The 17,135-nt window shown below is 66.6% G+C and carries 15 protein-coding genes; 7 read left to right on the top strand and 8 right to left on the bottom strand.

What is annotated here, in order from left to right; translation table 11 throughout:
- The first annotated feature begins 563 nt into the window (after positions 1–563).
- Positions 564–1,517 carry a D-2-hydroxyacid dehydrogenase family protein gene (locus DWV11_RS15390; protein ID WP_115789800.1) on the top strand — a complete coding sequence of 318 codons (954 nt, stop codon included), beginning with the start codon at positions 564–566 and terminating at the stop codon, positions 1,515–1,517.
- A gap of 14 nt (positions 1,518–1,531) precedes the next feature.
- Here the strand turns inward: DWV11_RS15390 and DWV11_RS15395 are convergent, their stop codons facing one another.
- Together DWV11_RS15395 and DWV11_RS15400 are read right to left on the bottom strand one after the other, a co-directional pair.
- Positions 1,532–1,852: a GYD domain-containing protein gene (locus tag DWV11_RS15395; RefSeq protein WP_115789801.1), complete on the bottom strand. Its 321-nt coding sequence runs from the start codon at positions 1,850–1,852 to the stop codon at positions 1,532–1,534.
- A 213-nt stretch (positions 1,853–2,065) separates the two neighbouring features.
- Positions 2,066–4,336, bottom strand: a complete 2,271-nt coding sequence (locus DWV11_RS15400) for a helix-turn-helix domain-containing protein (RefSeq protein ID WP_115789802.1) — start codon at positions 4,334–4,336, stop codon at positions 2,066–2,068.
- A gap of 174 nt (positions 4,337–4,510) precedes the next feature.
- On the opposite strand from DWV11_RS15400, the gene DWV11_RS15405 reads away from it, so the two are divergent.
- A complete protein-coding gene (locus tag DWV11_RS15405; protein ID WP_115789803.1) occupies positions 4,511–5,338 on the top strand; it encodes an alpha/beta fold hydrolase in 828 nt (275 codons plus the stop codon).
- 105 nt (positions 5,339–5,443) lie between these two features.
- On the opposite strand, the gene DWV11_RS15410 is transcribed toward DWV11_RS15405, so the two are convergent.
- The gene (locus tag DWV11_RS15410; protein ID WP_115789804.1) at positions 5,444–6,211 is read right to left on the bottom strand and encodes an SDR family oxidoreductase; all 768 of its coding nucleotides are present in this window, start codon (positions 6,209–6,211) and stop codon (positions 5,444–5,446) included.
- A gap of 101 nt (positions 6,212–6,312) precedes the next feature.
- Here DWV11_RS15410 and DWV11_RS15415 point away from each other — a divergent pair, with 101 nt between their 5' ends.
- The 4 genes from DWV11_RS15415 to DWV11_RS15430 all read left to right on the top strand — a co-directional run bounded on the left by DWV11_RS15415 (position 6,313) and on the right by DWV11_RS15430 (position 8,893).
- On the top strand, positions 6,313–7,182 hold the full coding sequence (locus DWV11_RS15415) for a helix-turn-helix transcriptional regulator (protein WP_115789829.1): 870 nt from the start codon (positions 6,313–6,315) through the stop codon (positions 7,180–7,182).
- 151 nt (positions 7,183–7,333) lie between these two features.
- Positions 7,334–7,573, top strand: coding sequence for a hypothetical protein (locus DWV11_RS15420; protein ID WP_210725768.1), 240 nt, complete (start codon positions 7,334–7,336; stop codon positions 7,571–7,573).
- A 374-nt stretch (positions 7,574–7,947) separates the two neighbouring features.
- The gene (locus DWV11_RS15425; protein ID WP_136017920.1) at positions 7,948–8,664 is read left to right on the top strand and encodes a hypothetical protein; all 717 of its coding nucleotides are present in this window, start codon (positions 7,948–7,950) and stop codon (positions 8,662–8,664) included.
- Between the two features lie 34 nt (positions 8,665–8,698).
- Entirely contained in the window at positions 8,699–8,893 is a 195-nt protein-coding gene (locus DWV11_RS15430; protein ID WP_074587266.1) for a hypothetical protein, read from the top strand.
- Between the two features lie 388 nt (positions 8,894–9,281).
- Here the strand turns inward: DWV11_RS15430 and DWV11_RS15435 are convergent, their stop codons facing one another.
- From DWV11_RS15435 to DWV11_RS15455, 5 genes are read right to left on the bottom strand one after another with little or no spacing between them, the layout of a single operon-like run.
- Complete coding sequence (locus tag DWV11_RS15435; RefSeq protein WP_115789806.1) at positions 9,282–10,703, bottom strand: NtaA/DmoA family FMN-dependent monooxygenase; 1,422 nt, start codon at positions 10,701–10,703, stop codon at positions 9,282–9,284.
- Positions 10,700–11,893, bottom strand: coding sequence for an LLM class flavin-dependent oxidoreductase (locus DWV11_RS15440; protein ID WP_115789807.1), 1,194 nt, complete (start codon positions 11,891–11,893; stop codon positions 10,700–10,702). Before DWV11_RS15440 ends, DWV11_RS15435 begins: the two co-directional genes overlap by 4 nt.
- A 36-nt stretch (positions 11,894–11,929) precedes the next feature.
- Entirely contained in the window at positions 11,930–12,946 is a 1,017-nt protein-coding gene (locus DWV11_RS15445) for an ABC transporter substrate-binding protein (RefSeq protein ID WP_115789808.1), read from the bottom strand.
- Between the two features lie 13 nt (positions 12,947–12,959).
- Positions 12,960–13,835 carry an amino acid ABC transporter ATP-binding protein gene (locus tag DWV11_RS15450; protein WP_245953705.1) on the bottom strand — a complete coding sequence of 292 codons (876 nt, stop codon included), beginning with the start codon at positions 13,833–13,835 and terminating at the stop codon, positions 12,960–12,962.
- Positions 13,832–14,854 (bottom strand): amino acid ABC transporter permease, encoded by a 1,023-nt coding sequence (locus DWV11_RS15455; RefSeq protein ID WP_115789809.1) that lies wholly within the window; start codon positions 14,852–14,854, stop codon positions 13,832–13,834. Before DWV11_RS15455 ends, DWV11_RS15450 begins: the two co-directional genes overlap by 4 nt.
- 325 nt (positions 14,855–15,179) lie before the next feature.
- Between DWV11_RS15455 and DWV11_RS15460 the strand changes: the two genes are divergently transcribed.
- The gene (locus DWV11_RS15460; protein WP_115789810.1) at positions 15,180–17,123 is read left to right on the top strand and encodes an FAD/NAD(P)-binding protein; all 1,944 of its coding nucleotides are present in this window, start codon (positions 15,180–15,182) and stop codon (positions 17,121–17,123) included.
- Positions 17,124–17,135: the final 12 nt, after the last annotated feature.

A 17,135-nucleotide genomic window follows, 5' to 3' on the forward strand; every position in this document is an offset into this window, starting at 1 on the left:
GTAGCCCGGGAACAGGATGCCGTGAGAAGCCCCGGGGCCAGAAATAACCGTCCTACCGGGGCCAAATAGAGTTGACATACTCACGACGCAGTGGTTAGCAGTTTGATTTGCGATTTCAGCATTTGCGCGTAGTCGTCATGCGTGAAAGGCACACGGGCCATGTTCTCCCCCAAGTAATTCGTCCACGCTGCTTGACGTGACTCAGCGTTAGTGAGGAACAACCTATCAACCGCAGGACCCCTTGCCCAGGCAAGTTTCCTTGAAAGATTGCGCACTCAATGCATGACCGTCCTGCCGTTCGTGAGGCCCATTGCTACGGCGGGACCTTCCCGGGTGTCGCCCGTGGCCAGGGCGTGTCCAGGAACGCTCTCCGCCGCGCAGAAGCCAATCCATTCGCCCGGTAACAGCGCATATGTCATGGGGAGTCTGCTCCGTTTCAGACGCAACCACCGCGTTTCTGTTAGCTCGAGCAATTATGCAGCCCGCCCACCGGCGGTCCCACCGCTGCCCTCCCAACCCGCATATCGTAGTCACCAAGGACGAACCCTCCCCAAAGGAGCACCATGCGCCAGCGCCTCGCCATCCTCGATGACTACCAGGGTGTCGCCTACGACTACGCCCCCTGGGACCAGCTCGCCGCCAACGGCATCGACGTCACCGTCTTCAGTGAGCCCTTCGAGGACGAAGAAGACCTGGTCCAGGCGCTCCGGGATTTCAGCATCGTCGTCGCGATGCGCGAACGCACGGCCTTCACCGCCGCCCGACTCCACCAGCTACCCAAGCTGAAACTGCTGGTCACCACCGGCATGGCCAACTCGTCGATCGACATCGAAACCGCCCATGAACTGGGCGTCACAGTCTGCGGCACCGGCGGCTCCCCTACCGCGGCACCTGAAATGACGTGGGCGCTGGTGCTGGCCGCCGCACGGAACCTGCAGTTCGAGGGCAACGCCATGCGCGCGGGCCGCCTGCAGAGCACCGTCGGTTTCGAGCTTGCCGGCAAGACCCTCGGTATTCTCGGCCTGGGCAAAATCGGCACCAAAGTTGCGGGCTACGCGCAGGCCTTCGGCATGGACGTGATTGCCTGGAGCCCCAACCTGCGCGAGGAAACCGCGGCTGCGGCGGGCGTCCGCAAGGTGAGCAAGGACGCGCTCTTCCGGGAGGCCGACGTCGTAAGCGTCCACGTGCGGCTCTCCGACCGCTCCCGCGGCGTGGTCGGCGAGGAGGAACTGCGGCTGCTCGGCCCGGACGGGATCCTGGTGAACACGGCCCGCGGGCCGCTCGTCGACGGAGACGCCCTGCTCCGCGGACTGAACGAAGGCTGGCTGGGCGGCGCCGCCCTGGACGTGTACGACGTCGAGCCCCTCCCCGCGGACCACCCGCTCCTGGATGCGCCGCGCACCATGCTGACCCCGCACCTCGGGTACGTCACCGCCGAAAGCTACACACGCTACTACGGCGAAGCCTTCGAGGACGTCCGGGCGTGGGCGCAGGGCAAGCCGGTGCGCGTGCTCTGATACTGGATGCTGCCCTACTGTCCCGGGGCCCGGTAGGACGGGGTCTTCTTGGCGGCTTCGTCGATGTCTTCCACCGTGAGGAGTGGCTTCAGGCGGACGTTGACGCTCCCCGACGAATTGACCAGCAGCGACAATGCCGCAGCACTGGCATCGTCCGGCGCTTCGAAAACACCGAGGACGTCGTAGTAACCGAATGCGTAGTAGAAGCTCTCCAGCGATCCTCCTACCGACGCAAGGGCCTCCTTCAGCGCCTCACGCCGCTTGGTGCCGCCCTCTTCCATGAGCCCCTTGATTCCCTGGCCCACGTAGGTTGCTTCAAACAGATACTTCGGCATGGTTTTCCTCCCTACAGACTTTTCATTCCCGCCATCGCTCATCACAGGCCCACCGGGTGCCTCGCCGTGGGAGTTGCCGGCGCCTTATTCCGTGAAAACGGGGCGACTCGCCCCCGTTAACGCAGAAGTTATTCCTCCGGCCATGGGCAGTCAATATGCCCCCATGTGCCGCGTGTGCGGGGCTGTCCGTCAACGACATTCGCTGCGCCAACTTTAGGAAACCCCTGCCTCCCCCGCGCCGGGCATAACCGATGCAAGCGCCTCACGCACCTCGTCGAGCCACACCTCGGGCCGCGTGCCGGTTCCCAGCGCGAGCGCATCCACGAGGTCGGCCCGCGCTGCTTCGTACCGGCCGAGGGCAAGGGCTGCCAGGCCCCGGTGCCGGTGCGCAGCCGCTTGCCCGCTGGGAAATTCACCGGGGGTCCCGGCGCTCAGCGCATCGGAAGCGGCCGCCACCGCGTCCTCGAAATCGCCCAGGCCCAGCAGGGTTGAAGCGATGATGGCATGCGCATTGGTTTCCGTCACTACGCGGATGTTGCGCGGGAGCCGGTCGCCGGACTGCCGCACAAAATCGACCAGTTCGCGGTATTCGCTGATCGCCGCCTCGGGGTCCCCTTTGCTTCGGATGTCTGTTCTGATCGAACGTGCCTGCAGCTGCCCTTCGACGTCCCCGGCGGCGGCAAAATCGGATGCTGCGGCGTCCGCCCGGCGTGTGGCCGTATCAAGGTCCCCAAGTCTCAACGAACTCCACGCGAGATAGAACCCTGCCCAACCGCACTGCTGCGCGTCGCCCGCCTCCCGCGCGGCACCAAGGGCGGCCTCCGCCGTCGTCCGCGCTGCCGCCGGATCGAACGACTCAGTGAGCTGTGCCCAGGCGAGGTATCCAAGGTGCCGCGCCTGCTGCAACGGATCTGCAAGGGAAGCCGCAGCCGCCGCCGAGACGGCAAACAGCTCATGCCACCGGCCCCACGCGAGCCACAGGTCCGAGAACCAGTGCAAGGAGTCAGCCACCGCCAGCACTGTGGAATGGTCCGCCCGGGCTGCTGCTGCCCGGTAAGCGGAGTACCAGTGGTCTGCTTCGGCGATGAGCCAGCGGCGCGCGGCATCATCCGACGGGAACCCGGGGGCAGTGCCGGGCAGCGCCTCCGCGTCCCGACGCCGCGGCTCGAAGCAGGATCCAGCGGCGATCGTCGCCTTGAGCAGCCACTCGCGGAGGTGACGGCGGTGTTCGGCGACAGCCTCGGACGTCTCTTCGGAACGGAGCCGCGATGCGGCGAAGAGCCTCAGGAGATCATGCAGCCGGTAATGGTCTCCGTGCAGGGATTCCACGAGGCCCAGGCCCACGAGCCCGTCAAGGAGGTCTTGTGCCCCACCTTCATCGAGCCCGACGACGGTGCCCGCCACCCGCGCTCCGAAGGAGCTTCCGTCCAGCAGCGAAAGCCGGCGGAACAGCTTCCGTCCGTCGCCGTCCAGCTGCCCGTAAGAAAGGGCGAACGCCGATTCAACGGCCAGATCACCGGCAACCAGGACGCCGAGCCGGCGTTCCTCGATGCGCAGCCGCCGCACCAGATCCTCGATCGTCCAGCCCGGCCGGCTGGCCAGGCGGTTGCCGGCGATGCGGAGCGCCAGCGGAATGTCGTTGCAATAGTGGGCGAGTTCTTCGAGGTTGCCCGTGCCCCGTTGAGAGGGAAGCACGATCCGCTCCAGCAGTGCCACACTTTCGGCCCGGGGCAGGTGCCCGACTGCGAGCCGGCGCGCCCCCTCCAGTCCTGCCAGTTCGCGGCGCGAGGTCACCACCACCGCACCCTGCCAGCCTGGCGAGAGCACCGGCCGGATCTGCGCCTCATTCGCGGCGTCATCAAGCAACACCGCGGCGGGAGCAGCGGCAATCGCGGACCGCCAGGCCGCAGCGGCCTCACCGAGCGAGCGCGGCACATCGGCGTCCCCGGTGAGCTGCCTCAGCAGCGACTGCAGCACCTGCAGCGGAGACAGGGGAACGACGTCGAGCCCTCCCAGGTCGACAAAAAGCCGCCTCGGCTTCGCGGGCGCACAGCGGTGCAAGGCTTCGACGGCGATCGACGTCTTGCCTACGCCCGGCGCACCGCAGAGCACCACCGGCGCAGCGGTGGCGCGGGCGGCCCCGCCGGCAACCAGATGAGCTACGACGGCGGCGATCTCGGCGTCCCGGCCTGTAAAGTCGGCGAGCCGGTGCGGTTCTGGATCCATGGGCGGCTCATTCTGCGATGCTGGCTGCCGCCCGGCCCGGGCAGCCTCGAGCAGCTGCTCCCGCGCCGTCCCCTGCAACCCGAGCGCATCGGCCAGGGCCAGCATGGTGCGGTGTTGCGGGCCGCGGCTCACGCCACGCTCTATGTCGCTGATGGTGCGGTCGCTGATCCCCGATCGCTCGGAGAGGGCTTCGAGCGTCAAGTCTCCAGCGCGGCGGTGCCTGCGCAGCAGCGTGCCAAGGTGCCCGGCAGGACTCATGCGTGCACTGGGCTGACAGGCACGCAGGAACGCAGCCGCAGTTCTGCGTGGTTCCTTCGTGGTGCGGGCGGGGAAAGCTCAGGTCGAATGGAAGTCGTCACCACCATCCGAGGGTCCCAGCGCTGTGCCCCTCAGGCAAATCGCCACCAAACCCTCCCACTGAAAGAGAGAATCATGCCTTTCATCACCACCACGGACGGCACCCGGATCTACTACACGGAGCAGGGGCCGACCATGGGCCGCCCGGTGATCCTCAGCCACGGCTGGCCGCTCAGCTCGGATGCCTGGCAGGTAGAGCTGAAGCTGCTGGCCGATCACGGCTACCGCGCCATCGCCCACGACCGCCGCGGCCACGGCCGCTCCTCGCAGCCGTGGACGGGCAACGACATGGACACTTACGCACGGGATCTCGCCGAACTGGTGGAACAGCTGGACCTGCAGGATCTGGTGGTGATCGGTCACTCCACCGGCGGTGGCGAAGTAGTCCGCTACGCCGCGCAGCACGGCGCAGGCCGGGTAGCGAAGGTCATCACCGTAGGGGCAGTGCCTCCCGTCATGGTGCAGTCCGAGTCGAACCCGGAGGGCACTCCCATCGAGGCCTTCGACGGCATCCGGGATAGCGTGCTGAAGGACCGCTCGCAGTTCTACCAGGACCTCACCGTGCCGTTCTTCGGTGCGAACCGTGAGGGTTCCGCCGTCTCCCAGGGGGCACGGGACGACTTCTGGCGTCAGGGCATGCTCACCGGCCTTCACGCCGCGTACGAATGCGTTGCTGCCTTCTCCGAAACGGACTTCACCAGCGATCTGCAGGCACTTGACGTGCCCATCATGATTGCGCACGGCGACGACGACCAGATTGTGCCGATCAAAGCCGCCGCCCTCAAGAGCGCCGAGCTTGTGCGCTACGGCGAGCTGAAGGTGTATGCGGGTGCACCGCACGGCATTTACGGCGACTTCCAGAAGCAGTTGGGCCAAGACATCCTGGACTTCATCAAGAAGTAACCGCAGGAAAAGATTTGAGGGCTCACGTGTGGCGGCATCGCAAAACAATCCACCACAAGTGAGCCCTCAGGCCGCCCAGCAAATCGATGCGAGCGGTCCGGTCGCTTATGCCCTGGTATGGGGGTCGAGCTGGTTGAGTGTCGCCACGACGTGTTCGTAGTCGCCGCGGGCTTCGCCGTAGCGCAGGAATTTGACGTTCTCGACTTGGATCTCGGTGGCGTGCGGCTGTTCGGCGAGGATCGTCATGACCTCGTCGACGAACTCGTCCAGCGGCATCGCGAAGGAGCTGGTTTCTTGGCCTGGGAGCAGTCCGGTGCGGACGGCCGGGGGCTGGAGTTCGATCACCCGCACGGTCGTGTCTGCCAGCTGCAGCCTGATGGACTCGCTGAGCATATGAACCGCCGCCTTGCTCGCGTTGTAGGTGGGTGTCACCCGCAGCGGCGCGAACGCCAGGCCGGAGGAAACGGTCATGATCGTCGCGTCCGGTTGAGCGCGCAGGTGTTCGATGAACGCGCCGATAAGGCGGATGGGGCCAAGGAGGTTCGTGGTGACCACCTCCTCCGCGGTCCCGAGAAACCCTGTGGGGCTGGTCCAGTCCTCAACGCGCATGATGCCCGCCATGGTTACCAGGACGTTGAGATCGGGGTGGCGGGCGATGACGTGCTGTGCCGCGGATGCGATGCTTGCGGCGTCCGCCGTGTCGATCTGGACGGTGTCGAGGCCGGGATGGAGTTTGGTGATCTCGTCGAGCAGCTCGGCGCGTCGTCCGCCAACGATGACTGTATTGCCTGCATCGTGCAAGCGTTTTGCGAGGGCAAGTCCAATGCCGCTGGTCGCTCCGGGAATGAAGATGGTGTTTTCGTTAATTCGCATATCTCGAGTCTTCGGCTTGGGTCCTGCGGCTTCCAGAGACTGCTTATCGGGGGATTGCCAGTCCTATGGTTCCCTCGGAAGGTGCATGGAACCATGGAGTGGTGGATCGCCAAGCCCTTTCCGATTTCCTGCGCCGCCGGCGCGACACCTTGCGCCCGAGCGACGTCGGCCTGCCGGCTGGTCCGCGGCGCAGGGCGGCCGGCTTGCGCCGGGAGGAAGTCGCGCAGCTCGCGTTGATGTCGACCGACTACTACACCCGTCTGGAACAGCAGCGCGGACCGCAGCCAAGCACCCAGATGCTCGCGTCGTTGAGCCGTGCGCTGCGTCTTAGCGCAGATGAGCGCGACTACCTCTACAGGGCCGCCGGGCATGCAGTTCCGGATCGGCTCAGCGCCTCCGAGCACGTCGCACCCGCCCTGCAGCGGGTGTTCGACCGTCTCGCTGACACGCCGGCGCTCGTGATATCGAACCTCGGGCAGACCCTCCTACAAAACTCGATCGCTTGCGCACTGCTCGGTGATCACTCCGCCGCAACCGGGTGGGAACGCTACGAAAGCTACCGCTGGTTTGCCCACCCCGGGACCGAACGCATGCGCTACCCGGAGCACGACCGGCCGCGGCAAAGCCGAGCCCTGGTCGCCGGCCTACGTGCGGCCCATGGAGCGATGGGGGCCCGCTCGCGCGCCGCCGAGCTCGTGGGCGAAATCGCCAAACGAAGCGAAGAGTTCCGGGAGCTATGGGAGCGGCACGAAGTGGCCCAACGCTTCAGCGATCACAAGGTGCTCATCCATCCCGAACTCGGGCCCATCGAACTCGACTGCCAGGTGCTGTTCACCGACGACCAATCACAGGCCCTGCTCGTGCTCACCGCCGAGCCCAGGAGCGACGCGGACGAAAAGCTTAAGCTGCTCGCGGTACTCGGCACCCAACGGTTCGACACCGCACGAACGGGACACATCGAGCGCGGGTAGGACGTTCATTTCCGCCGGTTTAGGCAACTGTGTGGGGCCTCGGGACATCGGCGGCTTTCAGTCCAGGAGCTGTGACGCAGGTGGCCGCTGTAAGAGCTTCGCTCAAAAGGCGACATCGTGATAGGGGACCGGCTGGCGACGCTGCGCCGGCTTGAACGTAATGGCATTATCGAGCCCGGTTGTCCTGGCGACGCGACCAATCGCGCTCGAATACTGGATCGCGCCGGTGGGGAACATCCTCAATGAACTCATTGAGGCCCTCCTGCGGTGGATCACAGAAAACCTGCCGGGCGTGGAGCGCGCACGCCAGCGATTCGACCCGGAAAACGACGATGATATGTCTCCAGCATTGGATTCGAACGATGCAACGGGCAGGCGGGTCGGCGCGTAAACGAAATTTCCCTCGCCGACGTTGACCCCCCCGCGAGGGTTCCCAGGATCTCATCTTGGGGGCAGTCGGGTGGCGGTCCCGTAAATTAGCAACACGTCGCCCCGAGAACACTGACCCGGCAGGTATGTCCCCGTAGAAAGCTGCTCCCGCTACTACGGCGAGGCCTTCGAGGACGTCCGCGCCTGGGCCCAGGGCAAACCGGTGCAGGCGCTTTCTATGGGCTTGGGACTGACCGCACCATCTCAGGAAAGCGAACAATTTCTGTGACTTGACTAACGTTCCGGGATTCTGTTTGGCTCCGATAGCTGGGGTGTCGGATTTCGAATCGCCCATTGCGTCGACAACTCACGAAATTGGGGGAAACATTGAAGGGCTTGAAATCTCTGTTTGCAGCTTTAGCCGCTGTTGGAATATGCCTCACCGCGGTGCCTGCGGCCTCAGCCGCGCCGCGCGAGATGACCGAAGACCAAACCATAGACGCCGTGCTGGATGCGAACTATTGGAGCAAGGCAACGCCAGCCTCGGCTGCGCAAAAGACAAATCGAAAAGCACTGCCCCTTGACGTCAAGAAGGCTCTTGTTGCCGTGTCCGAAAAGAAGGCGCTAACTGCTGAGCAGTCAGGCGTCCTGACAAGCGCCGGGCTTGGCGAGCTGGATCCGAAGAACACGACCTGGAAGTTCTCTGAGGTCAAGACCGTTGCTGTTCCTGTCAAGGAGTCCCCGGTCGCGTCGCCTTTCGCGATTAGCCTAGCAACTGCACGGTGTTGGATCTCGACTGCCGAAGTACAAAAATGGAGCTTTGCAACTCAATCGTTTGGCTGGAAACGCCAAGTTGATTGGTGCGCAGACGGCACTAAGGTCACAAGCCGCCACCGCGACTTCCCTTCCGTCGGTTACACCGACTTCACGTTCCACTATCGTGGTGCGAGTGACATCCAGGCCAATGCGGTCGGTGGATGGCAGGTGCGAACCTATCAGTCCGGAACCTTTGAGCAGTGCCCATGGAACCTGGGCTGCACGAGCACGTACCGCCCCTGGATCGAGTTCTACCTGTACGGCAACAGTACCCAGCAGATTTACAAGGGTGTCTAATGGCGTTGTAGGGATCGTAGGAAAGAAAGAGGAAATGATCATGCGCAAGTCAGCTGTATTATTTGCCGTTGCGGGGACGTTATTCCTTGCTCTCATCCTGCCCTTCATGCTGGGGCCGTTTGCCCCAAATGGCACGGAGACCTTGGCACTCATTGCGCTTCTCTGGGTGGCTTCTTGGTTCCTGAGCAGGCGCCAGATTAAGCGCTCAGGTTCGGTGCGGCAGGGATAGAGGTTTCCCACCGTTGCGGCTGGTTCCGGTTCCCTTGGCGGGAACCGGAACCAGTTCCCTTCGTCCTGCGGCTGCTCGCGGATTACTTTCGCGCTTGTTGTTTGTGCGATCTGCGAGTTGGGTTGGAAGCGGCGAGTGTGGCTCGCTGTGGGCATTACGCAGACAGCTTCGTTTCACTGGTTCTCTTTCGCCGGCAATCCGCGTCATCTTGAGAAAGTGCCTCATTTGGCCGGAGCCCAGCACATTGTTCAACGCAATAAGTCCTAAAGCCACTGCTCCCACACAGTGAGCTGGAGCCTCACCGTCTCCTCGCTCCAGAGCGAATCGCCGACGTCGGACTCCTCCCCAGGAGCCCGGCGCGCCGCAGCGCCACTCACCAAAGCCCCGCTCACCGCACCCTCCCGGCAACCGCAGGGACCAGCTCCGGCGACCGTTCCGGCGTCGCGAGTCCGAGGTTCTCGCGCAACGTCGTGCCAGCGTACTCCGTGGGGTACACGCCGCGTTCCTGGAGTTCGGGAACCAGGTGGTTCACGATGTCGTCCAGGCCGCTCGGGATGATCCACGGCGAGATGTTGAAGCCGTCCACGGCGCCCACCCGGGCGTATTCGGCCAGGGTGTCCGCCACCGAGCTGTAGGAGCCGGTGAAGGTCGAATCGATGCGGGCTGTCCGGGAGCTCACGAACTGGCGGATGGACCAGCCGTTCTCCGCCGCCTCAGCCCGCCACTGCTCGGCAAGCTCGCGCGCCTTGGCGCCGTGGAAGCCGCTGCCGCGGGTCTCGGACGTGGTTTCCACCACGGGATCGATGTCCGGCAGCGGGCCGTCGGGATCGAACGAGGACAGTTCGCGGCCCCAGAACTGCTCCAGGTACGCGATGGCCTGCTGCGGGCCGATCTGCAGGCTCCGCACCCACTCCTTCTTCTCCCGCGCCTCCTCGTCGGTGGCGGCCAGGATGAACTCGCTGGCGGGGAAGATCTGCACGTCGTTGGCACCGCGGCCGGCCGCAAGGGTCCGGGCCACGATGTCCTCGCGGAACGTCACCGCGGCTTCGAACTTCGGGTGCGCCGAGAAGATGACGTCCGCCTGGCGGGCTGCGAAGTCACGGCCCTCCGGGGAGTCGCCGGCCTGGAACAGCACCGGCCGGTACTGGGCGCTGCGCGGCAGGCGCGGCGTGACGTCCACCGTGTAATGCTGGCCTTCGTGGCGGACTGTACGGACATGTCCGGGCGCGGCCCAGGAGTCCGCCGTCGAGGCCGCCACCGCGTCGTCCTCCCAGGAGTCCCAGATCCGCTTGGCCGTCTGCACGAAAGCCTCGGCGTGCACGTAGCGGTCCGCGTGGTCCAGGTAGCCGCCGCGGCGGAAGTTGGCGCCGGTCCAGGCGTTGTCCGTGGTGACTACGTTCCACGCCGCGCGCCCCCCGGAGAGCAGGTCCAGGGAGGCCAGGCGGTGCGCCAGGTCCGCGGGGTCGTTGTAGGTGGTGTTCTGGGTGGCCACGAGGCCGATGTTCCGCGTCACCGAGGCGAGCGCGGCGAGCATGGTCTGGGCGTCCGGACGGCCCGCCACATCCAGGGCGTGCGGCCGGCCCAGGTGCTCGCGCAGGCGCAGGCCCTCGCCCAGGAAGAAGGCGGCGAACAGGCCGCGCTCGGCGGTCTGGGCGATCCTGCGGAACGACTCGAAATCCGTCTGCGAACCTGCCTCCGGGGTCTTCCAGATGGTGCCGGAGTTGACGCCCTGGAAGAACACGCCGAACTGGATCTTGCCGGACGGCTGGAATGTAGCACGGCCGTGCTGAATCGAATTCTCCTGGCTCATGCCGGTTCCCCAATCGTGGTGTTACGAAGCGCGGTGGTGTAGCGGTTTTCCGGCCGTTCCAGGCCGAGCAGCTCGCGGAAGGCGCCGCCCGACGCGGCAGGCCGCAAGACTCCGCGGCGCCGCAGCTCGGGAAGCACCAGCTGCGCCAGTTCCTCCAGCTCCACGTCCAGCACGGCGGGGTGGATCCGCACGCCGTCGACGACGGCGAGCAACTCCGCGAGGAAGTCCGCCAGTTCCGCGGCGGTCCCGACGAAGCGGGCCCGCGGGCTCTCCCACGCGGTGAAGGCCTCCAGCTCGGCGAGCCGCGCGGCGGCGGCCTGCCCGCGGGAGTCCAGGACGACGTCGAGCTCGGCAATCACAGCAGGAGCCCGCCCAGCCGGGCCGCCCCCAGCCGGGCCGCCCCCAACAGCGGCCAGGTGGGCGCGCACCTCGGCAGCTTCCGCGGCGAGGAGCTCCGCCGTCGGGGCCGATACCAGCACTGCGTCCACGGCGGACGGCAGCAGCGGGCCGTCCACGGACACCAGCCGCGCCGGCGCCAGCACGGGCAGCTGCCCCTGCAGCGGGCGCGGAATGATGGAAGGCCCCTTCACGGAGTACGCCTCCCCCGGGAAACCGTCGGGAGTCTCGTAGTCCGCGTAGTGCAGCTTGTCGACGTCCAGGTAGCGGCCGGTGGGGACGTCGCGGATCACGGCGTCGTCCTCCCAGGAATCCCAGAGCCGGCGGCCCACCTCCACGGACGCGGCCGCTTCATGTGCCAGGGCGCCTTCGGCTGCGACGGAACGCCCGACGGCGGCAGCCTCCCGGGCGTCGCCGCTCGCCTTGACGAGCCAGCCGCCGCGGCCGCCGGACACGTAGTCCAGGCTCGCCAGCTGCGTGGCGGCGTGGAAGGGCTCGGTGTAGACGGTGTCGACTTCGGGGACCAGCGCGATGGACCCGCTGACGGGCCCGGCGAAGGCAGCACGCTGCAGGGCGTTCAGGCGGCCCGCGACGTCGCGGCCCTCCGCAACAGGCCCGTCCGCGAAGGTTGCGGCGTGGAAGCCGGCGGACTCAGCCGCGAGGACGGTGCTGCGGATCCGCTCACCGTTCAGGAGCTCGTCCGGCGTGTGCCGGGCCTTGCGCCAGGCGGCGGGGTGGGCGCCGTCGCCGTCGAGCTCCAGCGCGAGGAAACCGGCGGTGGAAGAGTGAGTCACGGGGTCTGCCTTTCTCAGAATGGACACGGTCGCTCCTTACTGCGCAGCGGCCTTCGTGGCCGCGAAGTTTGCCTCCGTGATGGTCTTGGACTCCGGGAGGGCTTCCTCGGACAGGCCCCAGCGTTCCAGCACCTTGGCGTAGGAGCCGTCCTTGATGGCCGAGTTCAGGGCGTCGGTGATGGCCGGGGCCAGTCCGTTGCCCTTGAGGGTGGTAGCGGCAACGAGGGTTTCGGAGGGCCAGCCGGCGTTGACCTTGCCCACCACCTTGAGGTCGTCCCGGGTGTTTTCCCGGTAGGTGGTGGACGGGTACGGGCCGATGTTCAGGTCCGTGCGGCCGGAGGACAGGGCCAGGATGGTGTCGGCCTCGGAGGAGTAGTACTGCAGGGTGGCCGGCGCCTTGCCCTTGGCTTCGAGCTCCTTGTTCCAGGCCAGGAGGATCTTCTCCTGGTTGGTGCCCGAGCCCACGGAGACCTTCAGGCCGGAGATGTCGTCCGCGCCCTTGATGGTGTAGTTCGAGGACTTCTTGGCTTCGAAGCCCATGAAGGCCGCCCGGTAGCTGGAGAAATCGAACAGCTTCACACGGTCCTTGTTGATGCCCACGTTGGAGAACACAGCCTCGACGTCCCCGGACTGGGTCTTCAGCGGCCAGTTCTCCCAGGAAGTGACCTGCAGGTCCAGCTCGAGTCCCAGTTGGTCGGCCACGAGCTCGGCGATGTCCGTTTCGACGCCGATGGGGGTCTTGTCATCCGTGGCGTGGAAGGACAGCGGGATGGAACCGGCAGTGGTGGCAACGGTCAGTTTGCCGTCCTTGCCGATAAGCTGCGGCACCTTGGCCGCCGCGGCCGCATCCTTCTGCGCCCGGATGCGGTTCTGCTCCGGCGAAGTGTTGTAGACGACGCCGTTGCGGGCCGCCGTCGGCTGTCCGCCGGAGCCGCTGTTGGCGGACGCCCCCGGATCGGAGCAGCCGGCCAGGACCGGAATGACGACGGCGGGCAGCACGGCGAGCGCCAGGAGTTTGGTTTTGGTGCGGGTACGGGAAATGGCGCGAAGCATGGGTGGCGGGTCCTCAGATGTTGAAAGCCGGTTCGATGACTTTGGAGAAGAAGCTGCGGGTGCGGGGCTCGCGCGGGTTGCTGAAGATCTCCTGCGGGCTGCCCTGTTCGACGATCTGGCCTTCGTCCATGAACACCACGGTGTCCGCGACGTCCCGGGCGAAGCCCATCTCGTGCGTGACGATGATCAGGGTGGTGCCGGAGGTGGCGAGTTCGCGGATCACGTCCAGGACCTCGTTGACCAGCTCCGGGTCGAGGGCTGAGGTGGGCTCGTCGAACAGCAGGATCTTTGGGTTGAGGGCGAGCGCCCGGGCGATGGCCACGCGCTGCTGCTGGCCGCCGGAGAGCTGGCGCGGGTAGGCGTTCGCACGGTCCTTGAGGCCCACGCGGTCCAGGAGTTCCAGTGCCCGCTTCCGGGCTTCCTCCTTGGGCTTGCGCAGCGCCACGATCGGCGCCTCGATGACGTTTTCCAGTGCGGTCAGGTGCGGGAACAGGTTGAAGTTCTGGAACACCATGCCGATGTCCGTGCGCTGCTTGAGGATGTCCTTTTCGCGCAGTTCGTGCAGCTTGTTGCCGCGGAGCCTGTAGCCCACCAGCTCGCCGTCGATGGTGATGTAACCGTCGTCCACCTTTTCCAGGTGGTTGATGGTGCGCAGCAGGGTGGACTTGCCGGAACCGGACGGGCCCACGATCACGGCCACGCCGCCGGGCGGCACGGTCAGCGAGACGCCCTTGAGGACGTCGGTGGCACCGAAACTCTTGCGGACATCGGTGATTTCCACATGGCCGCGGCTCGCGGAAGGCGAGCTCGCGGCGGGAGCAGCGGAAGGCGAGCCTCCAGCGGCAGCCGCAGCCGCCGTCGTCGGGGTTTCAGTAACTGCGGTGCTCATCGGGATTCCTTAACAGCGTGGGTGGCGAAGAAGCGGCGGACCTTCTGCAGCGGAGTGAGCGGCAGATTCCGGACGGCGCCCTTGGAGTAGTGGCGCTCGATGTAGTACTGGAAGACGCTCAGCACCGAGGTAATGACCACGTACCAGAGGGTGGCCACGAGCAGCAGCGGCAGCACCTGCTGGGTGCGGTTGTAGATGACCTGCACCGTGTAGAACAGCTCCGAGTACGCGAGCACGTAGACGATCGACGTGCCCTTGACCAGGCCGATGATCTCGTTGAAGGCCGTGGGCAGGATGGCGCGCATGGCCTGCGGCAGCACGATCCGGGTGGAGCGGCGCCAGGCCGGGATGCCCAGCGCGGCCGCGGCTTCGAGCTGGCCCTGGTCCACGGAGAGGATGCCGCCGCGGATGATCTCGGCCGAGTAGGCGGCCTGGTTCAGGGTGAGGCCCAACACGGCGGCGGCGAACTGGCTGATGAGCGTGGTGGTCTGGACCTCGAAGAAGCGGACGTCCGTGAACGGGATGCCGAGGCTGACCTTCTCGTACAGGTAGCCGAGGTTGTACCAAAGCAGCAACTGCACCAGCAGCGGGGTGGAGCGGAAGATCCAGGAGAACGTCCAGGACACCCCCACCAGCAGCGGCGACGCCGAGAGCCGCATGAGCGCCAGCACGAAGCCCAGGATGAAGCCGAACGCACCCGAGATGGCCGTGAGCTTGAGGGTTTCGATGAGCCCGTTCACCACGGACTGGGCAGTGAACCACTGCGCCACCACGCCCCACTCCCAGCGCGGATTCGTGGCCAGGGACCACAGCACCGCGGCGAGGCCGAGCGCCACCAACACGGTGCCCACCCAGCGGCCGGGGTGCTTGGCCGGGACGAGCTTGTAGCCGGAATAGTCGACGGCGGGTGGTCCCGCCGTCTTTTCAGTGTTTGTTGGGGTGTCCGCGGCGCCGGCGGACGCCGGCCTGCCTGCAGTTGACGGTGCGGACTGCGCCACCGTGGTTGCTGTAGAACTCATGCGCCACCTCGCTTCGGATTGGGTGTTGGCTATCGGATGGCTGCCAATCTAGGGGCGTCCCGGAAAGCGCTGCAAGGCGGCTTTTTGCACTTCTTCACGGTGCTTCGCGGGGCTTCACGGCCTGTCACAGAACGCCACATGCCTCTGGTTCATTGCGCCTTTTGACCCCGTTTTGAGCCGCCTTGAGACGCGTGTTTGACGCGCCATGACGCGGGGTGACCGGCCGTGACCAGCTCCTCGACCGGGGCCATGGATGGTCCCTAGGCTCGGGTTCTACCCGGCCTGTTCCAGCGGCCTTTCACCGTTTCCCGACAGGAGTGAGTACATGCCCGCAGACATCCCCGCGATCGTCTTCATCGGCGGCGGACCGCGCACCGCGGGCGTGCTCGAAAGGCTGGCCGCCAACCGGCCGGCGCTCTTCGCGGGCCGCGTGGACATCCATGTGGTGGAGCCGCACGAGCCGGGCTCCGGGAGGATCTGGCGCTATGACCAGAGCCCGGGGCTGCTGCTGAATTCCATGGCCGGGGACATCACGATGTTCACGGACGGTTCGGTGCTCTGCGAGGGCCCGGCCGCCGACGGTCCCGGCCTCACGGGCTGGGCCGCCGGGGTGCTGGACGGCTCCATCCGCGACGTGCCGCCGTTCGAGCCGCACATCCTGGAGCAGTTCCGCGCACTCGGACCGGCCAGCTTCCCCACCCGGCAGCTGCAGGGCAAGTACCTGGAGTGGTTCTTCCGCCGGGCGGTCGCCGCGCTGGCTGGCGCTGCCGCCACGGTGACCGTTCACCGGGACACCGCCACCGCCGTCGAGCCCGTTGCTGTTGGGGAATCGCCCGACGGCGGCGCTCCCGACGGCGGCGTGCGGCACCGCATCCGGCTCGCCTCCGGGGCGGTGCTGGAGGCGGACCTGGTGGTCTATTCGCTCGGCCACACCGACTCGCGGCCGGACGCCGAGACCGAACGCCTCTCGGAGTTCGCCGCGCGCCACGGCGGCTTCCATGCGGCGCCGTCCTACACCACCGACGTCGACTACTCACCGATTGGCCCCGGCCAGGACGTGATCGTCTCCGGGATGGGCCTGGCATTCGTGGACCTGCTGGTGCTGCTGTTCGAGGGCCGCGGCGGCCGCTTCGAGGAACAGCCCGACGGCGGGCTCCGCTACCTGCCTTCGGGCGCCGAACCGCGGATCTGGGCAGGGTCGCGGCGCGGGGTGCCGTTCCACTCCAAGATCTCCTCGACCTTCCGCGGCGAGCCCACCGGTGCGCCGCGCTACTTCACGGCCGACGCCGTCGGCGCCCTCCTGGCCGCGCACGACGAACTGGATTTCCGCACCCACCTTTGGCCGCTGATCGCCAAGGACGCCGGCCACGCCTACTACCGTGAGCTCTTCGCCTACCCGGAGCGCGTGAGCGGCAGCTGGGCCGATTTCGAGGCTCGCTTCGACGCCCTCGACTGGTACAGCCACGCCCGCGAGGACCTGGCGGCCAGCGCTGTCCCGGATCCGGCGCTGCGCCTCGACCTCGAGGCACTGGACCAGCCCTTCAGCGGCTGCGCCTTCCCGGATCACGATGCCGTGCAGCAGGCCGTGGTGAACTACATCCGGCGCGACCTCGCCCTCCGGACCAGCCCCGACCACTCCGAAACCCTCGCCCTGTTCATGGCGCTGCTCAAGGTGTACATGGAGCTCGGCCGGCTCGTCCCGCAGGAGCGGCTGAACTCCCGCTCGCAGCAAGCGGTGCACGGCTGGTGGCACGGATTCTTCAGCTTCGTGGACTCGGGCCCGCCGCCGCACCGGCTGCGCGAGATGCTCGCCCTGCACGACGCCGGGCTGCTGCACTTCCTCGGGCCCGGGACCTGGGTGCGCCCGGATGAAGCCTCCGGGCGTTTCGTGGCCGGGTCCTTCCAGTCGCCCGTGCTGGTGGACGCCGCGGCGCACATCGAGGCGCGGCTGCCTTCGCCGTCGGTGGAGCGTTCGGCGAACCCGGCCCTGACAGAGCTGCATGCGAGCGGCCGCGGCACCGAACAGCGGCTGCTCACCGCAGACGGACCACACTCCACCGGCAAGCTGCTGGTGTCCGGTTCGTTCGAGGTGCTGGGTCCGGCGGGCAGTCCGCAGCCGGGGCTGTTCGCTGTGGGTCCGTGGACCTCCGGCTGGGGCGCCGGAGCCTTTGCCCGACCCAACACGAACGCCGCGCCTTTCCGGGAGAATGATGCCTTGGCACGGACACTCCTCGGGCACCTCGCGGCGCGCCTGCTTGTCCACAACTGACACTTCCAGCAC

The organism is Arthrobacter silvisoli (assembly GCF_003369445.1).
GTDB classification, from domain to species: Bacteria; Actinomycetota; Actinomycetes; order Actinomycetales; family Micrococcaceae; genus Arthrobacter; species Arthrobacter silvisoli.

Coding starts and splice junctions, on each gene's coding strand:
- DWV11_RS15390 (WP_115789800.1), top strand. CDS start 564: ATGCGCCAGCGCCTCGCCATCCTCGATGACTACCAGGGTGTCGCCTAC.
- DWV11_RS15395 (WP_115789801.1), bottom strand. CDS start 1,852: ATGCCGAAGTATCTGTTTGAAGCAACCTACGTGGGCCAGGGAATCAAG.
- DWV11_RS15400 (WP_115789802.1), bottom strand. CDS start 4,336: ATGAGTCCTGCCGGGCACCTTGGCACGCTGCTGCGCAGGCACCGCCGC.
- DWV11_RS15405 (WP_115789803.1), top strand. CDS start 4,511: ATGCCTTTCATCACCACCACGGACGGCACCCGGATCTACTACACGGAG.
- DWV11_RS15410 (WP_115789804.1), bottom strand. CDS start 6,211: ATGCGAATTAACGAAAACACCATCTTCATTCCCGGAGCGACCAGCGGC.
- DWV11_RS15430 (WP_074587266.1), top strand. CDS start 8,699: ATGATCATGCGCAAGTCAGCTGTATTATTTGCCGTTGCGGGGACGTTA.
- DWV11_RS15435 (WP_115789806.1), bottom strand. CDS start 10,703: ATGAGCCAGGAGAATTCGATTCAGCACGGCCGTGCTACATTCCAGCCG.
- DWV11_RS15445 (WP_115789808.1), bottom strand. CDS start 12,946: ATGCTTCGCGCCATTTCCCGTACCCGCACCAAAACCAAACTCCTGGCG.
- DWV11_RS15450 (WP_245953705.1), bottom strand. CDS start 13,835: ATGAGCACCGCAGTTACTGAAACCCCGACGACGGCGGCTGCGGCTGCC.
- DWV11_RS15455 (WP_115789809.1), bottom strand. CDS start 14,854: ATGAGTTCTACAGCAACCACGGTGGCGCAGTCCGCACCGTCAACTGCA.
- DWV11_RS15460 (WP_115789810.1), top strand. CDS start 15,180: ATGCCCGCAGACATCCCCGCGATCGTCTTCATCGGCGGCGGACCGCGC.